We start from the raw sequence: 22,729 nt of genomic DNA on the forward strand, positions 1-22,729 counted from the left end.
TCGCTCTGCCAGGCAAAACTGCGTTGCGCTGGCCCAGTATTACTGTGCGGGATCCTCCTAGTCCTCGCCCAGAGTAAGGGGGTTCCTGGGTGAGCTGGGTGACCTTACAGTCCCTGCAGTACGCGGTTAACGCGATATTCGGTCACTTCAACGTCTCAGGGCTCAGCTCTGCAACCAATGTCGTAGTGCTCGTGGGAGTTGCAATGCTCTTAGCGATAATAGTTGTGGGAGGCGTCGTGCTGCTAGTAAAGGGAGTTAAGGCCATGGGTAACATGACGCCGGGCAGGTTCCTGGCAGCGTTGATAGGCATGGCTGTAGCATTAATAATTATTGGGGCACTGCTGCCTTAGCGACAGCCTCCCTAGTGGCGGCAAGCATTCTTTTGAGGTGCTTCAGCCTGACGAAGTCCTCCCTCTCCCTCTCGTCAAGTACCATCGAGATGAACTTTATAGCCTTCTCGTAGCTTGGGATCACGACATAGTCAAGGGAGTTTATGAGCCTCTGCGTCCTCCTAAGCTCCTCTATGAGCCTCCTTATGGTCTCCTCGTACTGGACAAGCCTCAGTATGGCTGGGAGCTCCTCCCTGAGCATGATAAAGCTCTCAACAAGGTCAGGCGAGGCCCCTGGGGGTATTGCTGGGGTCGCTATTGTGCTCGGTAGCAGCTGGAAGACCGGGGCCCTCACAGTGAAGATCACTGTGACCCCCGCCTTAACCCTCAGTGACTCCTTGACAGAGGAGGCGAACGCCCAGGTCCTCTGGGGGCCCTCAGCAGCCTCGCCGCGATAGAAACTGGTGTACATATCCTCAAGCGTGCCGTAGACCTCCTTCTGGTACTTGTTGTAGTCATCAGCAACGCTCCTTATGTAGTGGAGCAACACGTCCCTCTTCTCCTCAAGGACCCTCCTAATTCTCTTTATAGTGGCATACTCCCTTCGTAGCCTTATTAGGTTAATCTTGGTTGGCAGGGTGCTTCTGACGTCTATTGCCAAGCTTCGCCCCCACCTACGAGATCTGACTAGACTTTAAACAGTTCTGTCCACACCTATATCTTGCAGGATGCGAAGTGGAGCTGAGACCGCTGGACTCAAAAGGAAAGGCCATAGAGGTGCTGCCGAGGAGCGAGGAGGACCTCTGGGCGCTGGCCCTCACGCTAAGGAGGGGGGACCTGGTCAGAACGGTAGTTACAAGGGACGTCAGCGGCAGGGACGCTAAGAGCAAGGAGAGGAAGCCCATAGAGGTCCTGCTTAGGGTTGAGAGCGTCGAGTTCCAGCCCTTCACAGGCTCCCTGAGGGTATTTGGCCTAATAGAGGAGGGACCCGACAGGTTCGGAGTCAAGGGAAAGCACCAGTCGGCCTACATAGGCCTCAACCAGAGGCTGACCATAATTAGGGAGGAGGGCTGGGGGCAGAGGCCCCTCGAGAGGCTTAGGTCGAGCGGCCCCAAGGGAAAGGCACTTATCGTTGCCATTGACTACGACAGCTACGCCTTAGCCATACTTACTCCCATAGGTCTGAGGCTCCTCTACGAGAACGCCGTCTCCCTGGGCTCCAAGGACGACCCGAGGAGGCAGGCTAACGTTGAAGAATTAATCAACAGGGTTGCAAACGAGGTCATCAGCGAGTCCTCGAGGGAGGGGGCAAGCGTCATCGTTGTTGCCGGCCCCACTACACTTAAGGATGAGGTGTCCTCAAAGGTCAGGTCGCTGGCCCCTGGCCTGAGGATCATCGAGGACACTGTTTCCTCAGGCGGCGCTGAGGGCGTCTACGAGGTCATAAGGAGACAGAGCGTAGTTGAGGCGCTTGGTGAGCTGAGCAGCGTGAGGGCCCAGGGGCTCCTTGAGGAGTTCATGAGGCTTCTCTCAACAGACAGCGAAACGGTGGCCTACACCCTTGATGATGTCAAGCGCGCTGCGGACCTCGGGGCTGTTAAGTCACTCGTCATACTTGACAGCCTCCTCTACTCGATAGATGACAGGGAGAGGGAGCTCTCGCAGGAGATAGTGGAGGAAGTTGAGGCCAAGAGGGGTGAGGTCGTGGTTATAGGCAGCGAGTCGCCGGCCTCGCAGACGGTCGCCTCAATGGGAGGAGCGATAGCTATACTTCGTTACAGGCTCCCCAGGGAGGTCAAGGAGGGCCAGACAGAACCTTCAGGAGGCCAGCAGCTGCCTCCCTCCTGACAACTATTACGTCGCCAACAACGGCCACTCTGTCTATGGCTCCGCCGACGTCCTGACCGCTCAGGTTTACAGCCACAGAGCCGCACTCCCTCGCTATGCCTATAGCGGCGGCCACGTCAACGTTCCTGAGCTTGCCCCTTAGGTCTATGAAGGCGAGGCCCCTGCCAAGCCCCACGGTCGAGATTTCAAGGGCGGAGCTGCCGAGGCTTCTAACCTTGATGTTGGGGCTGTATGTGAAGACCCTGGCCACCCTCGTGGTCTCCTCAGGCCTCTCCACATAGACGAAGACCAGGTTACTCCCCTCGGCCTTCGGCCTCACGCTCTCGCTGCCCTCAAAACACCCCTTGCCTCTGCCGAACGATACGGTGTTGCCGAACCCTATTGGCGCAACTGCCCCGGCCACGGCGTCGCTAATAGATTTGCCCCCTGGCGGTATCACAGCTACAGATACGGAGCACCAAGGTATGCAGTTCTCATAGTTAAGGCTACCGTCGAGGGGGTCAACTATGAAGGTGTACTCCCCGTCGCCCATGGTTCCGCTCTCCTCGCTTACCATCCTGAAGCTGAGGCCCTCGGACCTCAGGTCCTCGTATATGGCCCTCTCAGCTTCAAGGTCAGCCCTTATGGTCTCCCCCCTTACTCTCATAGTTGAGTCGCTGCACCACTCCTCCCTCAGCATCCTGGCCGCGTCCTCGGCTACCTTCACTACGAGCGACCTGAGGTCCTCAATCTCCCTCCTCTCCATGGACTCTCTCCCTGCGACCTGTGGAGGCAAGGGTTTTAACTGGGGTTGCTCAACGGATGGCAAGCCCTATAATGGTAGCCCCGAGGGCTAGGGGCAGCGCAGCCAAGTAAAGGGTGCCGTGAAGGCCCCCTAGGGCTATTGCGACCGACGCTATGAACGGCGAGATTACTTCGCCGACCCCTGAGGATATCGATATAACGTAATTTGCTTTGACCTCTTCGTCAGGTGCCGATGCGAAGCTCTCGTAAAGGGAGACGGGGTAGACGACCGCGTGCGGGACAGCGAAGAGCAGGAGGCCGGCTAGCGCAAGAGGCCAGAGCCCCGTGGAGAGGAGTACCGTGGATACCACAAGAAGGCCCAGGGCTACCAGCTTAACCCTTCTGACTCTTGAGACTTTAGCTGATGCAAACCTTAGCATGGCAGACAGCGAGAACATGGCTGCCATGGAACCGAATGCCTCCATCGTGCTGAGGCCGAGGGCCTTAACGGCGTAGAGCGGCCAGTAGGAGAGCACAAGCGGGAAGATGGTCGAGTAGAGTAGGTTAACGTAGAAGGCGTTGGCAAACCTCCTGGTCTTAAAGAGGCCTACGAAGTCCTTGGGCCCTGGGAGCCTGACACTAAGGTTAGCCCTGGGGTGGATTGGCGCCAGGAGGGAGTGGGCGAGGGAGGTAAGTACTATAATGGACGCTATAAGAAAGGCGAGCCAGAGGTACCCCTTAGGCATGAGGGACGACGTCAGGGTCGCGGCTATGAGCCCGAGCGATAGCCCTAGGGAGTAAGTCGCAACGCCCTCAAGGGGCCTCTCGCCGGAGGAGAGCCTGTGGAGTGATGGAGCAAGGACAGAGCCAGCCATGCCAGAGCCGACTCCGGCGGCGGCGACGGCAACGATAGAGAGCCCTGGGCGTAGGGCGAGCATCGCGAGCCCTATTGCCATTAGGGAGAGGCCTGCCACCACGGCGCTCCTGGTGCCCCCTGCTAAGGAGGCGAGGAGAGACCCCAGGGCCGTTGAGACCCAAAGGTCAATAACTACATAAGGTATCATCGACACGCTGAAGCCGGAGAGAGCCAGGAAGATAGCCACTGTTGCCTGCAGAAGAGCCGTGGCGAACCTCAGGGAGGCTGTGGAGACTACTAGGCTTGAGGCGCCGCGAAGCAAAGGCGTCAGCCCTCGAGAGCGGACATGTAAACCTTGAGGAGTCTCTCCCCCACCACCTCTGGGTCATGGTCCCTCCTAACGACCTCGCGTGCGGCGGCAGAGAGCTTACTCCTGAGCCCCTCGTCGCTTGCCAGCCTCTCAAGGGAGTTCGAGAGGGAGAGCACGTCATCTCTTTCAACTACTATCCCGGCGTCCCCCACCAGCTCAGGCAGGGCGCCCACGTCAGTAACTATAGGGACTGCGCCGTGCGCCATGGCCTCGAGGACTGTTAAGTTGTAGGCCTCGGCCCTGCTGGGCGCCAGAACGATGTCCGTCTCAGGCATTATAACGTTATGAAGGGTAAAGTCGTCAACCCTGTTAAAGGCCACCAGGCCCCTCAGGCCGCTGGCCTTGGCTATCCTTGTGGCGTCAGGGCCTATGACTATCAAAACTACGTCCTTGAGGTACTTAAGGGTCCTCGCGAAAGCCTTAAGCGCAACGTCAAGGCCCTTCCTCAGCGGGTCCCTGGCGACCAGGAGTACGTTGACCGTGCTGTGGGGCCTCCTCTCGCCGAGCATCATCGGAGGGGGGACCACATACACTTTAGAGGCGGGCACGCCGTCCCTCACGAAGCCCTCGTAGGCCCACTTAGACCATGTTATAACGGCCCTGCAGTTATCGTCATTAAGCCTATCAATGATAGTGCCCACTATTGCAGACCTGACAGCAGCAGGCATGTTGAAGTACTCGCTGAGGTACTGGCCAGGGCTCTCGTCGTTCTCGTGGACCCAAGGAGATGAGATGCGCGTGAGGTCCATGAAGAAGTCGTGGACTAAATCAAAACCCTCCCCTACCGGGGGCCTCAGAGCCCTGGTCAGCTGCACCACGGCGCTCCTAATAATGTTACTAGGAGTCACCTCGCTGTAGTTTAGGGGGGCCTCATATATTGACGTCCTAGGAAGCGTGAAATACCTTACGCCAGGCGGCGGGTTCGCAAGCCTTAGGGAGGGCCCTCTCCTGAGGCCCCCGACCCTTCTATCATACTCAGCCAGGAGGAGCACCCTGAGCTCCTCCAAGGAGGTCACCCGAAGCCTTTCAAACTCATAATATCGTTTACCGTCAGCGGCCCCTCGACATCCCTTGGCAGGCTGAAGCAGCGTCCGTTGTAGATATAGGGGTCCCTCCACCTGGCATAGGGGTAGATAGACTCCTTCATCGACTCGGCTCCCTGCCCGCGCTTGGCTAAGACATCGTCAGCTCTCTCAGTGCCCCTCACGTAGCTAAGCTCGGAGGCCATGATTTCCCTGACTGCATGCCCCCTGAACGCATTGAGCCCCTCAGCCACGGCTGTTGATGGCATGTGGCCGTCGGAGCTCACCGCGTGCGCGGGGGCCCCTGTAGGCATATTATCAAATATTGCAACGTCGTCATTGGTCGTCATAATTAAGTGCACTGTGATCGGCCAACCTATGTAGCTGCCCCCTCCGAAGACTATTATCGTGTCCTTCAGTGAGTTCATGTTTTCGTCATGTAAGATAAACCTTTGAGTATAAATAAGCGGTTTGTACTCCGAGTACACGCTCAAAGGGACAGGCCAAAGCCCCTGAGGAAGTAGTTCATCCTCCTCAGCTCGCGGTAGAAGGCCGCCCCCCTCTCGGTTAGCACTAAGTAGTTGCCGTCCTCGCCCCTCTCCTCTATTATAAAGCCTTTCTCCTCCAGCTCAGAGAGGTACATAAGGAACCTGTCATAGGGCAGGTTGGCGCTTGAGAGCACGTGGGAGAACCTGGCCTTGCCCCCCTCGTTAGCCACGCTGTTCAGCACGTCATAGTATATCCTCAGCCTGCTCCTGGGGCTTGACCTGCTCAATACCTGCTCCACCTCAGCAGGAAGGCCGCTATGAGGGCAAAGGAGACGAACTGCAGTAGCTCCCCGTATATGTAGTAGTACGGGTTCCTGACGGCAGAGGCGTAAAGCATGGTGATGTGTGATATCAGCAGGACCCCAAAGGACAGCATTATAAGCCTCGAGAGCCTCGTGCCTCCTCTGCTCTCTAGTAGCCCGCCCTCAAAGATGACAATTGAGAGCATAGTTATGGACAGCACCTGGGAGGCGTCAAAGACCAGGTGACCTAACAGGAAGTACTCCCTCAGCTGCCTTGGCATTATAGGCAGCACTGCCGCGGCGGCGCCCCAGTAGGCGGCCTTTGTATAGCCGACCGCAAAGACCAGGTACGCCACGTTCTGAAGTACAAGGTAGCTGACGCCAGCTATGTACGCCAGCCTGGCGTCCTCGTAGATGTTTCCAACGCCCACGCCAAGGGAGAGGCTTAGCCAGCCCTGGACTATTAGGCCGACCCCAAGCAGCAGGAAGCCCAGGCTTATGTACTGAAGAGGCGATGTCCTCACCATGCGCTGGTAGGCGAAGGCTATGTAGCTCGTGGCCAGGGCCACTGCCCCGCTCAGCAGGCTTAGCAGGCCGCCCAGAGTTATGAAGTCATTAAGTAACATCGGCTGGCTCCCGCTATGATTTGGCTGAGTGGGGCAAGTTTAAAAGTATAAAAATAACCTAAGGGGCTGTCCAAGGTCAGGACTGGCCAAGCACCTTAACCTTTGAAACTTTTCTCATTATTTTAAGGAAGTCCTCCTGAGACCTGAGGTAGGCCTCGTCAAGAGGTAGACCTTGCACGAGGAACCTGTGCGAGACCAGCGCAAGCATCACATCGCCCGCTCCGGTCCTGTCCTCAAGCAGCTCGTTGCCCTGAGGCGAGGGCACGGCAGTAACTTTGCCGTCAACGTATATCAGTGCGCCGCCAGGCCCTACCGTGTAGAGGACGTTGGGGAACATCCTCGCGAGGATCTCAGCGACAGACTCCACCGCGTCATCATTAGAGATGTGAACCAGGGAGACATGCTCAGGGCTCAGCTTCTCCCACCACCCGTCGCCTAGGCTCCTTGAGAAGCCCTGCACGTCAACGCTTATCTTCCTGCCCCTGAGCCCGCTGGAGTTTAGGAGCTCTGGAGGCGCTTCAGAGTATACGGGGGATATTATTACAAGGTCAGGGTCGCACTCCTTAAGGGCAGAGTAAATGTCATCGGCAGTGAGCGGGCCGGAAAAGCTCTCTATGGCTGATCTCCTCACTGGTGACTTGGAGTCATAGTAATGAGCAAAGACATAACCTTCGCCGCGGCCCTCGCAGCAGAGCCTCCTTATGCCAAGGGATGACTCCAGCTTTACAGTATGGCTGACCAGGCGGCCGTAAGTTCCCAGCGCGCACACCTCATATCCAAGAGCTGTAAGGGCAAAGCCAGCGTAAAGGGCGGGCCCTCCGGCCTGAAGTCTGACAAAGCCGTTAGGAAGCCTCACCTTATCTAGTGTTGGAGAGGATACTATAAGCGCCCTCAAGCTGGCCCACCGCCCGCAGAGCATAGTTCCCTTATTCCGGTGAACTTCGTTGGGTCGCCCAGCACTACGAGGCCGTCACCCTCCTTGAGCTTGAAGTCCGTGGAGAAGTATGGCGTAAAGATGCCATTACGCTCAACCAGGACGGGTATGACCCCCTTCGGCAGCTCCCTTAAGGCCATGCCGTCACATTTAGAGCTCTTCTCAACCTTGAAGAAGCCAATGCCGTAGCCCGCCTGGCGAAGCGCTTTGCTGCTGCCCTCGGTGGACTCTAGAAGTACGCCGCCAAGGTTGCCTGAAAGCGCCATGCCTGCCAGGGCCCTCCCTATGAACCTCTTGAGCCTAACCACCTGTGTTGCCCCAGAGTCGAGGAACACGTCAGTGAGGTCCTCGTTATGTATCATCACTACTGTCCTGACCTTCGGGTTAAGTCTCCTCACCCTGATGAGGGCGGTGAGCGAGTCAGAGTCGCTGTCTAGGGCTATTATGACAACTGCCGCGGACTCTACCCCGGCTGCCCTTAGCTCCCTCTCGCTTGTGGGGCTCCCTATTATTACTTTGTGGTTCTGAAGGCTAGCGGCCAGGGACTCGTTATTTGTAACCATAACGTACTCAATGCCCATCCTGTCCAGCTCAGTCGCCACCTCAGGCATGTCGCCAAGCACTATTACATGGTCCTTCATGTGTGAGGCCCTCCACCTGGCCCTGGCGTCAATCCACACGGTCCTCTTAGTTACAGTTGAGACTATATTCATTACTATGGTAGTATAGGTTGCTACTGAGGCCAAGACCAGCACGGTCAGGAACAGCTTCTCAGAGCTGGGCATAGCATTTAATGGCGGGGTGTAGAGGCCTATGGTAGTCACTAGACCCACAGATGCATATATTGCAGACACTAGATCGATGTGCTGGAAGTACATGAATACGTAGGCAGTTATAGCTATTATAATGGCAATGGCAGCCATCTGGGGCATGAGTCTTGAGAGCACAGAGTAAGGGGCGAAGAGTACCTCAAGCACTTCCAGCAGCAACTTGTTGTGAGTCCTTACCATAAGACCCTTATGTAAAGCTGGGGCAGCAACTTTATTAGTCTTGCGCGGGGCTCAATAGATAGTAGGCTCTTTCCTTAGGGCTGACTCCCAGAAGGATATCTCGAACCTGACACTGTTGACAAAGGCCCTCTGCATCTCCGGCGTCACGTTATAATTGTCAAGCACTTCAAGCAACGCCCTCACGCGAGAGTTGTAGTCATCAGATGCGTAGAAGTCTCCCCAGGCCCTGTAAAGGGGGTCTCTTGAGCTAGCCACGTAACTGCCGACCTCGCTGTAACCCCACATGCAGGGGGCCCATGCTGCCAGGAACTGGGGCCAGCCAAGGGACGCATAGTAATTAAGGTGTCTCGTGTAGGCGTAGTTCGTCAGGTTCATGCCTGTCGAGCCTACCTCGGCCTCGCTTATGTTGAGTTCACTGAAAAGCTTTGAGTGTATCTCAGCCCCGCGCTCAGGATTAGCAAAGACCGCCAGGAGAACCTTAACTGCCTCCTGCAGGGGCGCCTGGGAGGCCGCCCTTATGACCGCCCTCTGCATCTCAGCCACGTACTTAGAGTCCTGTATCAGGTAGTACCTGAACACGTCCCTTGGCAAAGTTCCATCGTAAAGCATCCTAACAAACTCGCTCCTCACGTACTGGTTCCACAAGTCCCCGGCCGACTGCCTGAGAACCTCGGAGGCCCTAGCCAAGTTAAGCCCTGCTTACTATTGTAATAAGTAGTAATATAAAAGCTAGACTACGGGCCTTCAGCGGCCATGGGGGGCCTGATAAGCACTGCTGAGGCCCTCCTGGCGAAGAACATGGTAGCGCCGAAGATAACAGCCACTATGGGCACAATGCTTAGTATTGTGGCCTGGTAGCCGGCGGCGGTGACCATAGCTCCAAGGGCGGCTGGCAGCCCAGAGCCGATAATCATCATTATTGAGAAGAAGTAGCTGTTAGCGGCGTTGAGGCTCCTTGGCTCAAAGGTCCTAGATATTGATATGACGCTCAAAGTGTACGTAAGCCCGTGCGGGATTCCAAGGATGAGCAGGGCAACCATGTAAACCAATATGGTAGGAGAGGCCCAGGCGGCTACGAGACCTATCAGCGTGAGGGTTGAGGAGAGCGTCATGAGCCTCACTATGTTGTAGGGCGGCCTTACGGCTAGTATGAGCCTGCCTAGGAATGACGTCGTGTAGAAAAGAGAGTATAGTAGAAGCGCCAAGGAGCTGCTTACGTGGAACCTGTACTCAGCGTAGAGGCCAGCGAAGCTCGTTATGAAGGCGAAGGGAACAGAGTACGTCAGGTTGTTAAGCGAGGCGGCTATGAACCCGTTGTTGGTAAGTACTGAGGTTACCTTGGGCCTGGCCGAGCCATCGGTAGGGCGCCCCTCCTCGGGGAACCTGACCAGGGGCGCAGTGGCGGCAACGAGGGCTGCTATGGGCTCAAAGAAGATAAAGGAGGCCTTGAGTCCAACGTATTTAACTATTACAGAGTCTATGGCAGGGCCGATGAGGAGGGAGGTGCTAAGGGCAAGGGTGTATATCGTGAGCAGCCTCTCCCTCTGCCTTGAGTCGCTGATCGCGCCTGCCGATGTCATTATATTAGGCATTATCGGCCCAAGCACGGCCCCTGCGGCCACGGCCAGCGCCCATATCGTAATTGGGTTGGACTTTGAGTAGAACGGAAAGAGGACGGCGTAGGCCACAGCTGATACTATGAAGAACCTCCTCCTGCTTCTCGCGGGCAGCCTTGCGTTTATGAAGCTGGTTGATATGAAGGTGCTGCCCATGAACGCCATGGCGAGTAGCCCTACCTCGAGGCCGTTGAAGTTGAAGAGGTGATGCGCCAGAAGGGGAATGGTTGTCGCTATCATGTTGTTCGAGGCCCTGGCCCCAAAGGTGGCTAGGGTCACCACTGCAGCCATCACTGCAAACGACGTTGATCTCTTGGCCGCGCTCATAGATATCACCTACTTGTTAGTCGACGACCTTACTATTATTGGGCGCAGACTATAAATTTTTATCTATGCTCAGGTCCCTAATTATGTGCTCCTTCAGCACCCTGCCCGACTTGTCAAATCTCACGCCCTCAGACTCCAGGAGCCTCCTCTTCGCCTCAGGTCCGCCGAAGGAGTAGCCGCCCAGCCTGCCGTTTGACATCACTACCCTGTGACATGGGACCTCTATCGGCCTTGGGTTCTTGCTGAGCGCCCTGGCCACAGCCCTGGGCGATATGCCGAGGGCCTTAGCTATGGCCCCGTAGGTTGTGACCTTGCCTCTGGGTATGCGCTTGACGGCCTCGTACACCATTTCTTCGACAGCGCGTTGCGTCATCAGCTGTCACCGGTCTCCCTGACGTGTTGGCTTTAAGAAGGTTAACTTTAGGCTTTTGAGCAATTGAGCCTTTTTATGAAGTTAACGGCTACGATCCGCCACCTTGATTGAAGTCAGCTTTAGGAGGTTAATTGCGTGCAACCGCTTTTAAAAGCTAGGCTGGCTAAAGTATCGGGGAGACCCAACTTTGAGCGAGAACGACGCGCTTAAGGCCGCCCAGGTGCTCGGGGCCGCTTTGGGCTCCTTCGTATCGTCCCTGCTTGTAGGCCTCCCAGCGTCGCTGGAGGAGCTTGCCAAGCAGAGCGACCAGAGCGGCCCATCGAAGGAGCTGGCGGAGTGGGCCCTCTCAGCCTCACAGGAGATAGCGAAGGTCCTTAAGAGTAAGCTGCCGCCTGAAGAGTTGGACAAGATAGTCGAGGGCCTCGTGGTCTCTGTGAGGGGAATATCCGAGGTTACCTTAGAGCTCTCCAAGACTTTGGGCGACCCGCGGGTGGCGGAGGTCATAAGGAGAACCTCGGATGGTTTTAGGAAGAGCCTTGACCTATTATCATCATACTCAGATCCTATGGCGCTGCTTAGGGCCATGTCGGACCCCGACATAGCGTTTGCCGTGGGCGTCATACTGTCACTTCTTAAGGCCCTCGGCGTTGCGGTCAGGGTCTCGTCAGAGAGGGCCCTAAGCGGGGGAGCTCAGGGCGGAGAGGGCAAGCCTTCAGGTACTATATAAAAACCAGTCATTCATGATAAGCGGGTCACTTGTGGTGACCTACGGGTTTAGCCTTAGGAGGAGAGCCGCCTTAGTGCGACCCTTTAGGGCCCTCGTAATGAATTATCTGGGTTGGGCAGCTATTAGCAGCCGCATCGATGCAGTCCTGGAAATCGTCAGGAGTGGTGCCCTCGCTTCTGCTCCCCTGCTGCTTGTTATCTGGATCGGGCCTCCACTTTGGGATTATCTCAGCCTTGCCATCAATCTCGTTCATCTCGAATACGTCAGGGCATAGGCTCACGCATACCATGTCGGCTATGCAGTTCTCACGTGGTTCAATCCAGACTTTTACTGTCATTTTCTCGCCTCATGTTCTAGTTTTTCTGAAGAAAGTTATAAAGCCGTGTCATAAGGTCTAATACTTTAAAAAAGAAAGCGTTTAAAACTTAAATTATGAGCTTAGGCGAGTTCAGGGCCTTCTGGTACCTGGCCTCCACGTCGTCCCAGTTTACCAGGTCCCACCAGCTGTCAACGTACTTGGCCCTGTCGTTCCTGTAGTCTATGTAGTAGGCGTGCTCGAACACGTCAACGGCCAGCAGCGGCAGCAGGTTAGCGGTGACGACGTTGTTGTGCTTCTCAACCTGAAGTATCCTGAGGTCGCCTGTCACAGGGTCGTAGGCGAGCAGCGCCCATCCGACGCCCTCGACGTTCTTGGCGGCGTTGCCGAACAGCGTCTTGAACTTGTCGAAGGAGCCGAAGAGCTTGTTTATGGCGTCAGCTATGGCGCCTCCCGGCGTGCCGCCGCCCTTGCCCTTGGGAGCCATGTTGAGCCAGTAGAGCGTGTGCAGCAGGTGGCCGCCGTAGTTGAACTCGAAGTCCCTGCTCACCGCCCTTATGTCTATGTCCGTCAGCTGGCCGTTGAGGTACTTCTCAAGCTTGTCAAGTGCAGCGTTGGCGCCGTTGACGTAGCCGAGGTGGTGCTTGTCGTGGTGGTACTTCAGCGTCTCAGAGCTTATTATGGGCTCAAGTGCGTCATAGTTGTACGGAAGGGGCGGAAGCTCATACCTCTTGAGAGATACCATCTCTCTCGCCTGCCTAAGCCTGGGGCCAGGTGAAATATAAACTAATACACATGCTTTCATTTAGAAAATCTTTTTAAAAGAGCCCTGGCAGGAACAAAGGAGGATCATCGTTGACCTTCTTTATGCTTACGCTATAGACCTTGCTTAGCAGGCCCTCGTTTAGGACCTCGCGCGGGCTGCCGAAGGCTACTAGCCTGCCCTTGCTGAGGACGGCCACGTTGTCGGCCAGGGAGGCGTAGTGCAGGTCGTGCGTTGCCATGACAATCGTGACGCCGGAGCGCGAGAGCTCGGCAAGAACCTTCATGACCTTGGCCTGGTTCGTCATGTCAAGGAATGCAGTGGGCTCGTCCAGGAGCAGCAGCCTTGGCGTGCGCGAGAGCGCGGCCGCTATTAAGAGCAGCCTCTGCTCCCCGCTGCTCATAGTAAAGATAGCCCTGTTTGTCAGGCCCTCAACGCCAAACGTGGCAAGCCACTCGCGGAAGTGCTGCCTCCATAAGTTCCCAGGCGACCTGTAGTTCATGGCGAGCCCTATGTCAAGGCCCCTAGCCATGGGGTCCAGGCTCGGCTGGGCTGGGACGTACGACATGTAGTTCCTATACCTTGCTGGGCTCAGGCCCTCTATCTCAACCACGCCGCTGTACCTGGTCAGCCCAGCTATAGATCTGAGCAGCGTAGTCTTGCCTGACCCGTTGGGGCCTATCACTACCAGGGTTCCGCCCTCATGCTCAAAGCTCACATCATTCAATATCTTCATGCTGCCCACTGAATAGCTTAGACCCTTGACGGAGACCCTTACCAGGGCGACTCACCCCTTGACTTAAGGAGAATGTAGACCAGCAGCGGCGCCCCAAAGACGCTTGTGACTGCAGTAAGAGGGGCCTCTGATGGGTAGAGTATAAGCCTGGCAGCTATGTCGCTGGCCACGGCCAGGGTCGCGCCTATCATGGCGGCCGCCGGCAGGGCCAGGGAGAAGCTGCTCCCATAAACTCTCCTCGCGAGCCACGGGGAGACGAGGCCTATGAAGCCCACAGGGCCCGACATAGCCACAACTGCTGAGGTGGCTGACGATGCAAGGGCAAAGACTGTTGTCCTAAGGAGGCCTGTCCTAACTCCAAGGCTTTTAGCGACGTCGTCGCCCAGCATGAACGTGTTTATGTACCTCGTGAGCGTAGCGATGCCAGCTATCGACAGTGCTGCTACGGCCGCGGACCTCAGCAGGAGGGGCCTTGTGACAAAGGCGACGCTGCCAAACATCCAGTAAAGGGCCCCAGGCAGCTTAGGGCCCAACCCTATCATGAGGAACATTGTGACTCCTGTCAGAACGTAGGAGGCTGCCACTCCAGTTATGAGAAACGTGGAGGCCCCGCCTCCAGCCAGCAACGATATTAGCGTGACGGCCGCGAGGGTCGCGAGGCCCCCGGCGAGGGCAGCGACGTAGAGCTCGAGGAAGCCCGTATGCCCAAGGTATATCATCAGGGTGACCCCCAGGAGGGCCCCTGAAGACACCCCAGCAAGGTATGGGTCGACCAGGGGGTTGCGCAGCGTGTACTGGAGCGAGGCGCCGGCTGATGCTAGGGAAACTCCAATGACGATCGCGGCCGCAGTCCTCATGAGCCTGTAAGACAGAATGTAAAGGTACGTGCTAGGAGCGCCACGGCCCGACAGGGCCTCAAAAACTTGCACTATGCCGACCTTTGAGTAGGGCCCCACAGATACCGAGGCCAGGCACGCCGCTAGCAGCAGGGCCGGCAACAGCGCCCACGTCAGACCCCTTGCCTTCAAGACGTCGCACCTGGCAGGCTGAGCGTTGACGGTGATATGACGCCCGGCGGCTGCGTTATGTTGAACGCCTGGGGGTGGAGCACCTCAGCCAGCAGCTCCACGCCGTACGGTAGTAGGACCGCCGGCTCACTTAGCAGGCTCTCGTACCAGCCCTCCACCACGTAGACCCTGCCGTACTTTATCGCGCTGATGTTCTCATACGCCGGCCCTATGGATGAGCTTAGCCACTGTATGAGGCTGGTCTCGTTGAAGAGGCCGCCGTTGCTCATAACTATTATGACCTGTGGGTTTGAATTCAGCATCTCCTCGGCACTTATCACGGGCCACCCTGTGGAGTTCTCAAAGACGTTAACTCCGCCCGCAAGCGATATCATGCTGTCCTGGAACGTGCCGCCGCCGGTCACATAGGTCGGGTTTATCCAGCTGACAAGGGCCACGCTCACAGGGCTGTAGTTAGAAAGCCTCGACTCCAAAGAGGCCATGAGCTCTGAGTCCCTCTCCACTGTGCTCACGGCCTGTTGGACGTGCCCTGTGGCCTCGCCGACCATTATTATTGACTCGTAGACGTCGCTGAGGGAGTTGTAGGAGGGCAGGAGGAGCACGGGTATGCCGTACTGGCCTAGGACCGACGCTATATAGTTGTTATAGCCCCACCCGGCCGTGCCTATTACAAGGTCAGGCCTCAGAGACAGTATGGCCTCTATGCTAGGCGAGGTGTAGGTGCTCCCTATGTTCTTTATGGAGCCGTTCTCGTACAGCTTGTTAACGGTGTAGTTGAAGGGCGGCGGGAGGTAGATGAGGCTATTGTTGTCAATGCCCACGAGCTGGCCAGCGGCGCCAACAGCTATGACGTCCTCCGTGGCCGCTGGGTCGAGGGTCACTACCCTTGTGGGCGCGCTGGGTATGAAGACCGTCTCGTTAAGGGCGTCCACAATCTCCACTGGGAACCTGAGGGACACGCTCAGCTCTTTTATCGTGCTGTTAAGCCTCGACACCTCATAGCTCACGCTGGAGTTCAGCCCAGACAGAAGCGAGCCGAGCTCCTCGCTCTCATAGGCGAGCTTCGCTGAGACTTCAGGCATTATAGTGTTGTTTATGTTTGACACCGAGGAGCTCAGAGAGCTCAGCCTCCTGTTTATGGACTGCACCTCGCTCAGGGAGTAGGCGCTAAGGGCTACTAGCACCACCATTATAGCCAGCGTTATGGCTAGAACGGACGCGGGCACGTCAACAGACCTTCTGGCGTCCCTCAACCCAGGCAACACCTGGATACCGTATCCAGGCACGGGTTTAAATCCGCATCTATTGACATCGCCTCAAGTCCACAGGCCCACGGCGGCTGCCGCGGCATAAGATAAGGCAAAAATCCCCGCCGTTTTTATAGAAGCGGGGGCAGGATGTTAGAGGGTATCAGGAGGACAGTCCTAGCAGTCTCGTCAGAGCAGGTAAGGGGGGCGGCATGGTCCGCTGAGGCCCTTGCAAAGGCCGTCATAGAGGACTCGGAGTCGGGGCGGGCCTCGTGCGATAACGTTGACGATATCTCAAGCCTCATGATCTCTGCTAACCCAACCATGGGCAGCATAGACAGCCTTGTCTGGGCCCTGAGGGAGGCATGCTACAGCGGCAGGACATTAAAGGAGGGTGCCGAGGCCTTCCTTGAGTATATGAAGCGGTCCCACGACGAGGTGGTGGCCCACGCCGGGGACCTGATCAAGGGCAAGCGCGCCACAGTGATAACAATAAGCTATAGCAGCAACGTGGTTGACGTGCTCTCTGCTATAAAGGACATGGTGACTAAGGTCTATGTACTTGAGAGCCTGCCAGGCGGCGAGGGCAGGAACGCTGCCGCTGAGCTCAGGTCGAGGAAGGTTAACGTGGAGCTCATAGCTGACGCCGCCGCCAGCTCCTACGTGGGAGAGGCGGACCTGGTACTTATAGGGGCTGACAACGTGACCTCTGACGGCTGCGTCTATAACAAGTTAGGCTCTAAGAACCTGGCAATACTCGCGGGCTACTTCGGCAAGCCGGTCATAGCGACCTTTGAGCCATACAAGATAACGCAGGACTCCCATTGCGGGGGCGTGAGGCTGCTTGAGAGGACCTACCAGGCGGAGCCCTGGGGCGAGGTGACTTACAAGGTCTTCGACGAGCTCTCGAGGGACCTTGTGGACGCCTTGCTGAGCGCCAGGGGGCTGAGCGACAACACGCCCGCCCAGCTCTCCTCGCTGAGGAAGTCGTTCGAGGAGTGGGTGATGTCAAGAATTGAAGGAAGGAAATGATGGTGAGGAGCCCTCTCTAACTGAGTTGGAGAAGCTCATCCTGACGCACATATATAAGTATGGACCTGACAGCCCATGGTACATGGCCAGGAGGCTCATGGGGGCCAGCGGGTGGGCCCCTAAGTACAGCGAGGATGAAATAGAGAGGGCCTGCAGCGACCTGGAGGCTAGGGGGTATCTTACCAGGTTCAGGGGACAACTTAAAAGGGAGGTGACCTCCTCGGTCAAGCCGTGGCTTAAGTTTAAGTCTAGGGAGATGGGTCATAAGCCGAGCGGCATTTACTATGACTTAACTAAAGCTGGAAGGAGGCTTGCATCAGGTATTTATAAGGCCATGAGGCAGGAAGGTCAAGGCTAGTTATAGATTCAACTGGTGATGTTTATGGGTGTGACTGACCTCCTCCCCGCCCTAAAGGGCGAGGGTTCCCTTAGGGCGGTTCACAGGTTCCCCCCATCTGTTCGGGCTTACATCTGTCACCTGGGGGGCAGTCGGGGTGGCCAGAGATCCCCCCATCTTGCTAAGCGCCCTCCCCTCAATGTTCAGTATAGCTATTGTGTCCCTGTCAGCCTCAAAACCACATTTAGGGCACCTGAGCCTGCGATAGCCAACCTCTACGAGCTTAGTACCGCACCTTGGACACGTAGAGGACGTGTCAGCTGGGTCAACTACGAACAGCGGCACCCCGTTCTTTTCGGCCTGCCAGTCAAGCCAGAGCCCCAGCCTCCTGTAGCCGAGCGCTATCAGGGCTGTCCTGTGCCCCTTCGGGAGCTCCCTTAGGCTCTCTATCAGCCCCGTGAGGTCCTCCCTGGCTACCGCCAGCTGGCTTTGCTTAGCCAGTGATATTATTGTATGTGATACCTTCCTGGCCCAGTCCTCTAAAATGTTCTTTGTCTTCCTGCGGAAGTGCCTTATCCTCCTCCTTACACCGCTCCTCCTACGCCAGGCCCTGTACCTTGAGGAGGAGTACTTCCCCTGAAGCCTTTCAGCGAGCCTCCTGTAGCGCAGGGCCCTCTCAACGGGCGTCTCAACCCTTACCTCAACGCGTGAGTTGCCAACGACTATCTGCCTCTCGTTCACGTCAACTGCCAGCACGCCCTTGGGGGCGTACTTGGCTGGCCTTGGCACACGCTTGGTCACATAAAGGTCAAACCTGCCGTCCCTAAATACAAGCCTGGCCTCTCTGTTAGGGAAGTCGTCATACCTCCTATCCCAACCAATTACCCTGAGCTTATAACCTCCTGCTAGCTCCATATGGTTATCCTTTATCCTGTAGCCCTCTTCATATGTCAGCCACATGCTTAGGTTCCTAGCTGTTGGCACAGCGCCCCTTCTCGGGTTCTTAAGCCACGACCTGGCTATAGCTATGGCCTCCCTGTAGCAGTCCTGGGCGACCCTGGATGGCAGGCCGTACCTCTCCCTCAGGTCATTATACAGGAGCCTGTGGGCCTTGGTGAGGCTCAGGGCCCTGCTCGCTATTATTGCCCTTACCGAGTAGTTTAGGGCGTCCCTGTACCTCTTCATGAGGTTCACTAAGGCCTGCTGTTGCTCGGGCTCGGGGCTAACCCTCATTTTAACACTCAGGGTTAGCTCTCCCTCACCGCCCGCGGGCATTCACTCCACCCTGTTCTTCTGAATGTCCACCTTCCTCATACAGTTGGGGCATGTAAAGCCTCAGGAACTCAAGGAGGTCATCACCGCCGCCCTCGGGAAGGGCCCTCGTTCTCAGGGCCTCGACGAGTGCGGGCCCTTCACCCCTCACTGGGCAGCTCACCCACGTAACCATATGATAGAAAAGCTTATAAGCTTTTCTATCAACTCTAGCTTTTGATGATAGCATGGCTAAGTTCATATACGTCGAGAGCACGGTGATAAAGTACAGGGGCGGGACCGTGGTCCTTTACCCGCTGGCTAAGTACCAGCCAGAGGTGAAGCCTCTGCACGGTAGGAAGGTGCACGTGATAATAATAGCGGAGGAGTGGCGTTATTCTCTATAAACCTATATGAATGTTAAAACAGCTACGTAAGGCGCGTTAAACACACTAAAGAAACAGTGAACCTAATGGTTTCAACCGTAAAGAAGGCCCCTATTTTCATCATAGATCATAACTGAGTAGCACACCCGTAAAAGGGGTGTAAACCCTGAGACCTCGGGGTCCATCGCCCTTCAGGGCGTGGAGAAGGTCAGCAAAGTCCATTAGTAGGCCTGGCTAACAGGATTTAAGAGACCTCCGCATCTGCTAAGACTTCCTGGGCGCGGCATGGCCCTCAGCGACACTTATGATGCAATGTCACGGCGCCCTGGCCACGGTGTGCTGTACTTCCTTTTACTGTCGCCTTGGTAGTGGCTGCAGCGATAATTGTAGGCTATGTGCTTATAGAGCTAAAGCTTATACCCACAGGGTTTGAGAACTACGTTTACGGCATACTTTGGCTTATAGTCTCAATCTCAGTGACGCAGCTAATTGCGATGGCCATTAAGAGCAGGCTGTCCTCGACGGTGGGTTCTGCTAACGCCTCCTCAGTGGCCTTCATAGTGAGGCTTAGCGGCTACGTGATTGCGTTTGTGGTGTTTCTTGCAATAATAAGGGTAGGGGTAACAGAGGCCCTGGCAGCCGGCGGCTTCACAGGGCTGGTGGTAGGACTTGCCTCTCAGTTCGTCCTCTCTAACATATTTGGCGGCATAGTAATAATACTTACGAGACCCTTCAGGGTGGGCGACAGGATAACGTTCAGCACCTGGCAGTACGGCCTTATAGTGCCCTCCTACCCGCCCAAGTTCTTCTCAACTGACTACTTGGTGCCCGGCTATACTGGCGTTGTAGAGGAGATAAACCTGATGTACACAGTTATACTCTCGGATGACAACGTTCCAATAAAGGTGCCAAACAGCGTCATGGCCCAGGCGGCGATATTTGTCCACTCAGGCAACGAGGTCAGAAGGGTCAGGACGCGTTACGAGGTTCCCAAGGACCTTGACCCTGAGGTGGTCATAAAGAGGCTCGAGAAGGAACTTTCAGCGCTTCCTATCGTGGCCGATGTGCCCACGATAAGGGTCATAGAGAGTAGTCAGAGCACCTATGTCCTAGCAATAGACGCTAGGTGTAAGACGATGTTTGAGGACGAGGCACGGCACAGCATCTTAATAACTGTAATGAAGACCATTAAAGCTATTCAGGAGGAACAGAAGGGGGCTAAGCTCAGTGGCCAGCCCTAGCGGCCCCTCCTCCTGGTCCTCAGGGCGACTAACATTAGCAGCGAGGCCAGGAGGGGCGAACCTATGACAAGGGCTCCACCATAACCGTCCTCTATAAGTGCCGCAATTACAACGCCACCCAAGATGCCGCTGAACGCCTTGCCAGTGTACATAGCAGCATTATTTGACGTTGAGAACGCCTCGCCGTAGAGGTCGCCAACAATGCTGAAGAACAGCGGTATCTGGGCCCCTCCAAAGAGGCCCACCATGGCAACTGAGGCCACCCTGAGCTGCGGCGGCCCCATAAGGGATGAGGCAGAGAAGGCCGCTATGACGACGAGGGAGAGCTCTATGGTCTTTGGCCTTCCCAGCCTGTCTGAGAGCGCCCCGAGCAGCGGCCTGCCGAGGCCGCTGAAGAGTGGGAAGAGGGAGACCGCCACGCTCAGCAGGTACCCCCTGAGGCCCGTCAGCGGCCTGAGGGAGCTTGAGAAGGAGACCAGGGGCACGATGGCGAAGACAAAGGTAGCGTAGAGGAGCCACCAGCTGACCCCTCTCACAGCCTTGGAGACGCTGACTCCCCTCAGCCCGCCCGGGTACTTAAGGGTTGCCGCTATGACTGTGAGGGCCACGAGCTCCACTAGTCCTATTGCAAGGGCCGCCTCCCTGAAGTCCCTTGAGGACTCTATGAGCGGGTTGGCAACTGCCGCCCCGAGGCCGAAGCCGAGGCTCACGAGGCCTGTGGCGAGGCCCCTCCTGTCTGGGAACCACTTGACTGCCACGTTTGAGGCTATGCCGTACAGGACCCCCTCGCCCACGCTGCCAAGCCCCCAGGCAACGTAGAACTCTATCACATCTCTCGAGAACGCCGTTCCAAGGAAGCCGACAGCTGAGAGGAGCGCCGCGGCGGGCGCTATGACCCTTGGTCCCCTCGCGTCTGCCAGGGGGCCGAGCGCCAGCTGGGAGACCGTGGAGAGCACAGCAAATATTGAGAATGCTGTGGCGACCTTAATGAGGCTGACTTCAAGGCCTGAGGCTATCATCGGCCCCAGGACGTTCCAGGAGTACTGGTAGAGGGAGTTAAACGCCATAACCGCGAAGCTGGCGGCCAGGAGGGTCTCCCTGCGCGTCCTGAGCACCTGGGTCGACGTAGGGCGGCAACTAATATAATAGCTCCTCCTAATATCTTATTAAAAAGGCTAGTCCCAGGCTTAGGGTCGCTTTAGGTGACAGCCTTGAGTGAAGGCGAGCTAGAGTCCAAGTTGAGGAGCCTGCTAGGCCTAAACAAGTATGAGGCTGAGACCTACTCGGCGCTGCTAAGGCTTGGCAGCGGCAGGCCTGCAGACATAGCCAGGGAGTCATCAGTTCCGGCTCAGAGGGTCTACGACATCCTCAAGAGCCTTGAGTCTATGGGCCTCGTGACTGAGGCTGACGGCGTCTACAGGCTCGTGGACCCAAGGCAGGCTATGTCAGCAATCGCCCAGGCTGAGGTCCTCCAGAGCCTTGAGAGGGCCAGGGCCCTCAGCGAGCTCGGCGACGAGATAGCCAAGGCCTTCGGCTCTGCCCAGGGGCCCGCCGTGACGCTTATCAAGGGGCTTAGCAACGTGCTCGGCGCTGCGGTATCGTATGGGAGCTCGTGCTCCTCGAGGCCGATATTTATGGCCTTTAAGGTCTTCGATAGGCTCCCCCAGCTGCTGCCGGAGCTCAGGAGGCTCGTCAGGTCGCTGCCCTCGGGGGCCCTTATAATTGTCCCTAGGGGGCTTCTAGCCAAGTATAAGGAGAGCGCCGAGGAGTTCAGGGGCTACGGAGTTGAGTTTGTGGAGTCAGACCTGGCCCTCCTTGATCTAATGGTCTCTTGTAATACGGTGATAGTCGGGCTCCCGCGCGGGGACGACGCTGTAGCGGTTGTAGTTAACGACAAGGACTTCGCCGAGGCTATGTACAACAGGCTTGAGGCCCTGCTGGCAGGCCGCGCCTAGGGCGGCAGGGGCTCCCCCCTCCTCAGGGCGTCAATCAGGCCGTCTATTGTGTTCTCAAGGAAGCCCCTGACCATGAACTCCTCGCCGGCTGAGACGAGGAGGCCCACGTCAGCGTCGCTCTTGGCCAGGGCCTCAATAGCTGCCTCCCTGTAGTCATCGCCCGTGACGTTCCTGAGCACCTTAAGCCAGCTGACGACCTGCTCCTCGGCCCTCCTGAGCCACGCCAGCGCGTTATCGTGAACCCCAAAGTGGGTGGGCGCAACCTTGGCCGGCTTGAGGGCTATCATTCTCTCAACGCTGTCATAGTACATCTTTGGCTTGAAGGGCGGAGGGGTCGTGGGAAGCATCACCTCGCGGCCCTTCACTGTAAATATTACGCCGGCCGAGTCGCCCGTGAATAGGACCCCCTCGGGCTCCAGGAGGACGCTCATGTGGTGGCTCGCGTGGCCGGGCGTGTGAACTATCCTCAGCCTCGAGCCCCCTAGAACTATCACTGCCCCATCAGGGGCCGCCAGCACCCTCTCTGGGCTAGCGGTGAGCGGCCTGCCGTAGGTCTGGGGCAGTATGGGGGCCACCTTGAAGGAGGCCTCGTAGAGCTTCGATGGATCAACTACGTGCTGAACCCCCCTGGGGTGAGCGTACACAACGGCAGACGGAAAGTCCTTCATCAGGTGGGCGGCGGAGCCAGCATGATCAAGGTGGACGTGCGTGGCCACTACTATATCTGGCTTAACCGAGAGCTCCTCAAGGCCTGCCTTGAGCTTAGGGTAGCCAGTCTCAGGGCCAGGGTCTATCACTGCGACCTTCTCATCTATTACAACAAACGAAGATATGTAGCCCTTGAGGTCGCCTGGGCTCACGTCAATAACCTTTACCTCAGCCAAGG

General features: G+C 56.8%; 28 protein-coding genes. 8 read left to right on the forward strand and 20 right to left on the reverse strand.

The annotated features are described in order from the left end of the window. Nucleotides 1-89: 89 nt before the first annotated feature. Nucleotides 90-350, forward strand: a complete 261-nt coding sequence (locus SE86_RS03320; protein ID WP_117354269.1) for a hypothetical protein — start codon at nt 90-92, stop codon at nt 348-350. On the opposite strand, the gene SE86_RS03325 is transcribed toward SE86_RS03320, so the two are convergent. Then, nucleotides 328-990, reverse strand: coding sequence for a V-type ATP synthase subunit D (locus SE86_RS03325; RefSeq protein WP_117354270.1), 663 nt, complete (start codon nt 988-990; stop codon nt 328-330). The two genes, SE86_RS03320 and SE86_RS03325, sit on opposite strands and share 23 nt — an antisense overlap. A 74-nt stretch (nt 991-1,064) precedes the next feature. Between SE86_RS03325 and SE86_RS03330 the strand changes: the two genes are divergently transcribed. Then, nucleotides 1,065-2,177 carry a pelota family protein gene (locus SE86_RS03330; protein ID WP_117354271.1) on the forward strand — a complete coding sequence of 371 codons (1,113 nt, stop codon included), beginning with the start codon at nt 1,065-1,067 and terminating at the stop codon, nt 2,175-2,177. Here SE86_RS03330 and SE86_RS03335 read toward each other — a convergent pair. From SE86_RS03335 to SE86_RS03380, 11 genes are all read right to left on the reverse strand, one after another. After that, nucleotides 2,125-2,922, reverse strand: coding sequence for an inositol monophosphatase family protein (locus SE86_RS03335; protein ID WP_117354272.1), 798 nt, complete (start codon nt 2,920-2,922; stop codon nt 2,125-2,127). The genes SE86_RS03330 and SE86_RS03335 overlap by 53 nt on opposite strands. Nucleotides 2,923-2,971: 49 nt before the next feature. Continuing rightward, the gene (locus SE86_RS03340) at nt 2,972-4,078 is read right to left on the reverse strand and encodes an MFS transporter (protein WP_117354273.1); all 1,107 of its coding nucleotides are present in this window, start codon (nt 4,076-4,078) and stop codon (nt 2,972-2,974) included. Between the two features lie 5 nt (nt 4,079-4,083). Continuing rightward, nucleotides 4,084-5,133, reverse strand: coding sequence for a glycosyltransferase family 4 protein (locus SE86_RS03345; protein ID WP_117354274.1), 1,050 nt, complete (start codon nt 5,131-5,133; stop codon nt 4,084-4,086). Nucleotides 5,134-5,138: 5 nt separating this feature from the next. Continuing rightward, nucleotides 5,139-5,576 carry a hypothetical protein gene (locus tag SE86_RS03350; protein ID WP_117354275.1) on the reverse strand — a complete coding sequence of 146 codons (438 nt, stop codon included), beginning with the start codon at nt 5,574-5,576 and terminating at the stop codon, nt 5,139-5,141. 62 nt (nt 5,577-5,638) lie between these two features. Next, nucleotides 5,639-5,923 carry a winged helix-turn-helix domain-containing protein gene (locus tag SE86_RS03355; protein ID WP_158543098.1) on the reverse strand — a complete coding sequence of 95 codons (285 nt, stop codon included), beginning with the start codon at nt 5,921-5,923 and terminating at the stop codon, nt 5,639-5,641. Continuing rightward, entirely contained in the window at nt 5,920-6,564 is a 645-nt protein-coding gene (locus tag SE86_RS07975; protein ID WP_158543099.1) for a hypothetical protein, read from the reverse strand. Before SE86_RS07975 ends, SE86_RS03355 begins: the two co-directional genes overlap by 4 nt. Before the next feature lie 76 nt (nt 6,565-6,640). Beyond that, nucleotides 6,641-7,459, reverse strand: coding sequence for a hypothetical protein (locus tag SE86_RS03360; protein ID WP_117354277.1), 819 nt, complete (start codon nt 7,457-7,459; stop codon nt 6,641-6,643). Beyond that, nucleotides 7,456-8,487 (reverse strand): NAD-binding protein, encoded by a 1,032-nt coding sequence (locus SE86_RS03365; RefSeq protein WP_211096710.1) that lies wholly within the window; start codon nt 8,485-8,487, stop codon nt 7,456-7,458. The genes SE86_RS03360 and SE86_RS03365 overlap by 4 nt, the downstream gene beginning before the upstream one ends. Before the next feature lie 72 nt (nt 8,488-8,559). Next, nucleotides 8,560-9,195, reverse strand: a complete 636-nt coding sequence (locus SE86_RS03370; protein ID WP_117354279.1) for a TenA family protein — start codon at nt 9,193-9,195, stop codon at nt 8,560-8,562. Between the two features lie 47 nt (nt 9,196-9,242). Then, nucleotides 9,243-10,451 (reverse strand): MFS transporter, encoded by a 1,209-nt coding sequence (locus SE86_RS03375; RefSeq protein WP_117355091.1) that lies wholly within the window; start codon nt 10,449-10,451, stop codon nt 9,243-9,245. Between the two features lie 49 nt (nt 10,452-10,500). Continuing rightward, nucleotides 10,501-10,824 (reverse strand): MGMT family protein, encoded by a 324-nt coding sequence (locus tag SE86_RS03380; protein ID WP_117354280.1) that lies wholly within the window; start codon nt 10,822-10,824, stop codon nt 10,501-10,503. 187 nt (nt 10,825-11,011) lie between these two features. Here SE86_RS03380 and SE86_RS03385 point away from each other — a divergent pair, with 187 nt between their 5' ends. Beyond that, nucleotides 11,012-11,551 (forward strand): DUF1641 domain-containing protein, encoded by a 540-nt coding sequence (locus SE86_RS03385; RefSeq protein WP_117354281.1) that lies wholly within the window; start codon nt 11,012-11,014, stop codon nt 11,549-11,551. Nucleotides 11,552-11,621: 70 nt separating this feature from the next. On the opposite strand, the gene SE86_RS03390 is transcribed toward SE86_RS03385, so the two are convergent. The 5 genes from SE86_RS03390 to SE86_RS03410 all read right to left on the reverse strand — a co-directional run bounded on the left by SE86_RS03390 (nt 11,622) and on the right by SE86_RS03410 (nt 15,647). After that, nucleotides 11,622-11,888 (reverse strand): ferredoxin, encoded by a 267-nt coding sequence (locus SE86_RS03390; protein ID WP_117354282.1) that lies wholly within the window; start codon nt 11,886-11,888, stop codon nt 11,622-11,624. An 88-nt stretch (nt 11,889-11,976) separates the two neighbouring features. Continuing rightward, on the reverse strand, nt 11,977-12,612 hold the full coding sequence (locus tag SE86_RS03395; protein WP_117354283.1) for a superoxide dismutase: 636 nt from the start codon (nt 12,610-12,612) through the stop codon (nt 11,977-11,979). 73 nt (nt 12,613-12,685) lie between these two features. Beyond that, nucleotides 12,686-13,366 carry an ABC transporter ATP-binding protein gene (locus SE86_RS03400; protein ID WP_148666759.1) on the reverse strand — a complete coding sequence of 227 codons (681 nt, stop codon included), beginning with the start codon at nt 13,364-13,366 and terminating at the stop codon, nt 12,686-12,688. Between the two features lie 38 nt (nt 13,367-13,404). Continuing rightward, nucleotides 13,405-14,394, reverse strand: coding sequence for an iron ABC transporter permease (locus tag SE86_RS03405; RefSeq protein ID WP_117354285.1), 990 nt, complete (start codon nt 14,392-14,394; stop codon nt 13,405-13,407). Beyond that, on the reverse strand, nt 14,391-15,647 hold the full coding sequence (locus tag SE86_RS03410) for an ABC transporter substrate-binding protein (RefSeq protein ID WP_117354286.1): 1,257 nt from the start codon (nt 15,645-15,647) through the stop codon (nt 14,391-14,393). The genes SE86_RS03405 and SE86_RS03410 overlap by 4 nt, the downstream gene beginning before the upstream one ends. 144 nt (nt 15,648-15,791) lie before the next feature. On the opposite strand from SE86_RS03410, the gene SE86_RS03415 reads away from it, so the two are divergent. Together SE86_RS03415 and SE86_RS03420 are read left to right on the forward strand one after the other, a co-directional pair. Beyond that, nucleotides 15,792-16,673 (forward strand): hypothetical protein, encoded by an 882-nt coding sequence (locus SE86_RS03415; protein WP_117354287.1) that lies wholly within the window; start codon nt 15,792-15,794, stop codon nt 16,671-16,673. Then, the gene (locus tag SE86_RS03420; RefSeq protein WP_117354288.1) at nt 16,657-17,031 is read left to right on the forward strand and encodes a hypothetical protein; all 375 of its coding nucleotides are present in this window, start codon (nt 16,657-16,659) and stop codon (nt 17,029-17,031) included. The genes SE86_RS03415 and SE86_RS03420 overlap by 17 nt, the downstream gene beginning before the upstream one ends. Before the next feature lie 51 nt (nt 17,032-17,082). Here SE86_RS03420 and SE86_RS03425 read toward each other — a convergent pair whose 3' ends face one another. Then, nucleotides 17,083-18,285 carry an RNA-guided endonuclease TnpB family protein gene (locus SE86_RS03425; protein ID WP_211096712.1) on the reverse strand — a complete coding sequence of 401 codons (1,203 nt, stop codon included), beginning with the start codon at nt 18,283-18,285 and terminating at the stop codon, nt 17,083-17,085. A 224-nt stretch (nt 18,286-18,509) separates the two neighbouring features. Here SE86_RS03425 and SE86_RS07980 point away from each other — a divergent pair, with 224 nt between their 5' ends. Both SE86_RS07980 and SE86_RS03435 read left to right on the forward strand, forming a co-directional pair. Beyond that, on the forward strand, nt 18,510-18,668 hold the full coding sequence (locus SE86_RS07980; protein WP_158543100.1) for a hypothetical protein: 159 nt from the start codon (nt 18,510-18,512) through the stop codon (nt 18,666-18,668). Nucleotides 18,669-19,015: 347 nt separating this feature from the next. Continuing rightward, nucleotides 19,016-19,888: a mechanosensitive ion channel family protein gene (locus SE86_RS03435; protein WP_236747356.1), complete on the forward strand. Its 873-nt coding sequence runs from the start codon at nt 19,016-19,018 to the stop codon at nt 19,886-19,888. Here the strand turns inward: SE86_RS03435 and SE86_RS03440 are convergent. Continuing rightward, nucleotides 19,885-21,003, reverse strand: a complete 1,119-nt coding sequence (locus SE86_RS03440) for an MFS transporter (protein ID WP_211096713.1) — start codon at nt 21,001-21,003, stop codon at nt 19,885-19,887. The genes SE86_RS03435 and SE86_RS03440 overlap by 4 nt on opposite strands. Before the next feature lie 96 nt (nt 21,004-21,099). Between SE86_RS03440 and SE86_RS03445 the strand changes: the two genes are divergently transcribed. After that, a complete protein-coding gene (locus SE86_RS03445) occupies nt 21,100-21,843 on the forward strand; it encodes a helix-turn-helix domain-containing protein (protein ID WP_158543101.1) in 744 nt (247 codons plus the stop codon). Here the strand turns inward: SE86_RS03445 and SE86_RS03450 are convergent. Continuing rightward, nucleotides 21,840-22,727 (reverse strand): MBL fold metallo-hydrolase, encoded by an 888-nt coding sequence (locus SE86_RS03450; RefSeq protein WP_158543102.1) that lies wholly within the window; start codon nt 22,725-22,727, stop codon nt 21,840-21,842. The genes SE86_RS03445 and SE86_RS03450 overlap by 4 nt on opposite strands. Nucleotides 22,728-22,729 lie beyond the last annotated feature (2 nt).

The sequence above is a fragment of the Acidilobus sp. 7A genome (genome assembly GCF_003431325.1).
Classification (GTDB): domain Archaea; phylum Thermoproteota; class Thermoprotei_A; order Sulfolobales; family Acidilobaceae; genus Acidilobus.

Coding starts and splice junctions, on each gene's coding strand:
- SE86_RS03375 (WP_117355091.1), bottom strand. CDS start 10,451: ATGAGCGCGGCCAAGAGATCAACGTCGTTTGCAGTGATGGCTGCAGTG.
- SE86_RS03395 (WP_117354283.1), bottom strand. CDS start 12,612: ATGGTATCTCTCAAGAGGTATGAGCTTCCGCCCCTTCCGTACAACTAT.
- SE86_RS03335 (WP_117354272.1), bottom strand. CDS start 2,922: ATGGAGAGGAGGGAGATTGAGGACCTCAGGTCGCTCGTAGTGAAGGTA.
- SE86_RS03415 (WP_117354287.1), top strand. CDS start 15,792: ATGTTAGAGGGTATCAGGAGGACAGTCCTAGCAGTCTCGTCAGAGCAG.
- SE86_RS07980 (WP_158543100.1), top strand. CDS start 18,510: ATGGCTAAGTTCATATACGTCGAGAGCACGGTGATAAAGTACAGGGGC.
- SE86_RS07975 (WP_158543099.1), bottom strand. CDS start 6,564: ATGTTACTTAATGACTTCATAACTCTGGGCGGCCTGCTAAGCCTGCTG.
- SE86_RS03390 (WP_117354282.1), bottom strand. CDS start 11,888: ATGACAGTAAAAGTCTGGATTGAACCACGTGAGAACTGCATAGCCGAC.
- SE86_RS03425 (WP_211096712.1), bottom strand. CDS start 18,285: ATGCCCGCGGGCGGTGAGGGAGAGCTAACCCTGAGTGTTAAAATGAGG.
- SE86_RS03400 (WP_148666759.1), bottom strand. CDS start 13,366: ATGAAGATATTGAATGATGTGAGCTTTGAGCATGAGGGCGGAACCCTG.
- SE86_RS03350 (WP_117354275.1), bottom strand. CDS start 5,576: ATGAACTCACTGAAGGACACGATAATAGTCTTCGGAGGGGGCAGCTAC.
- SE86_RS03380 (WP_117354280.1), bottom strand. CDS start 10,824: ATGACGCAACGCGCTGTCGAAGAAATGGTGTACGAGGCCGTCAAGCGC.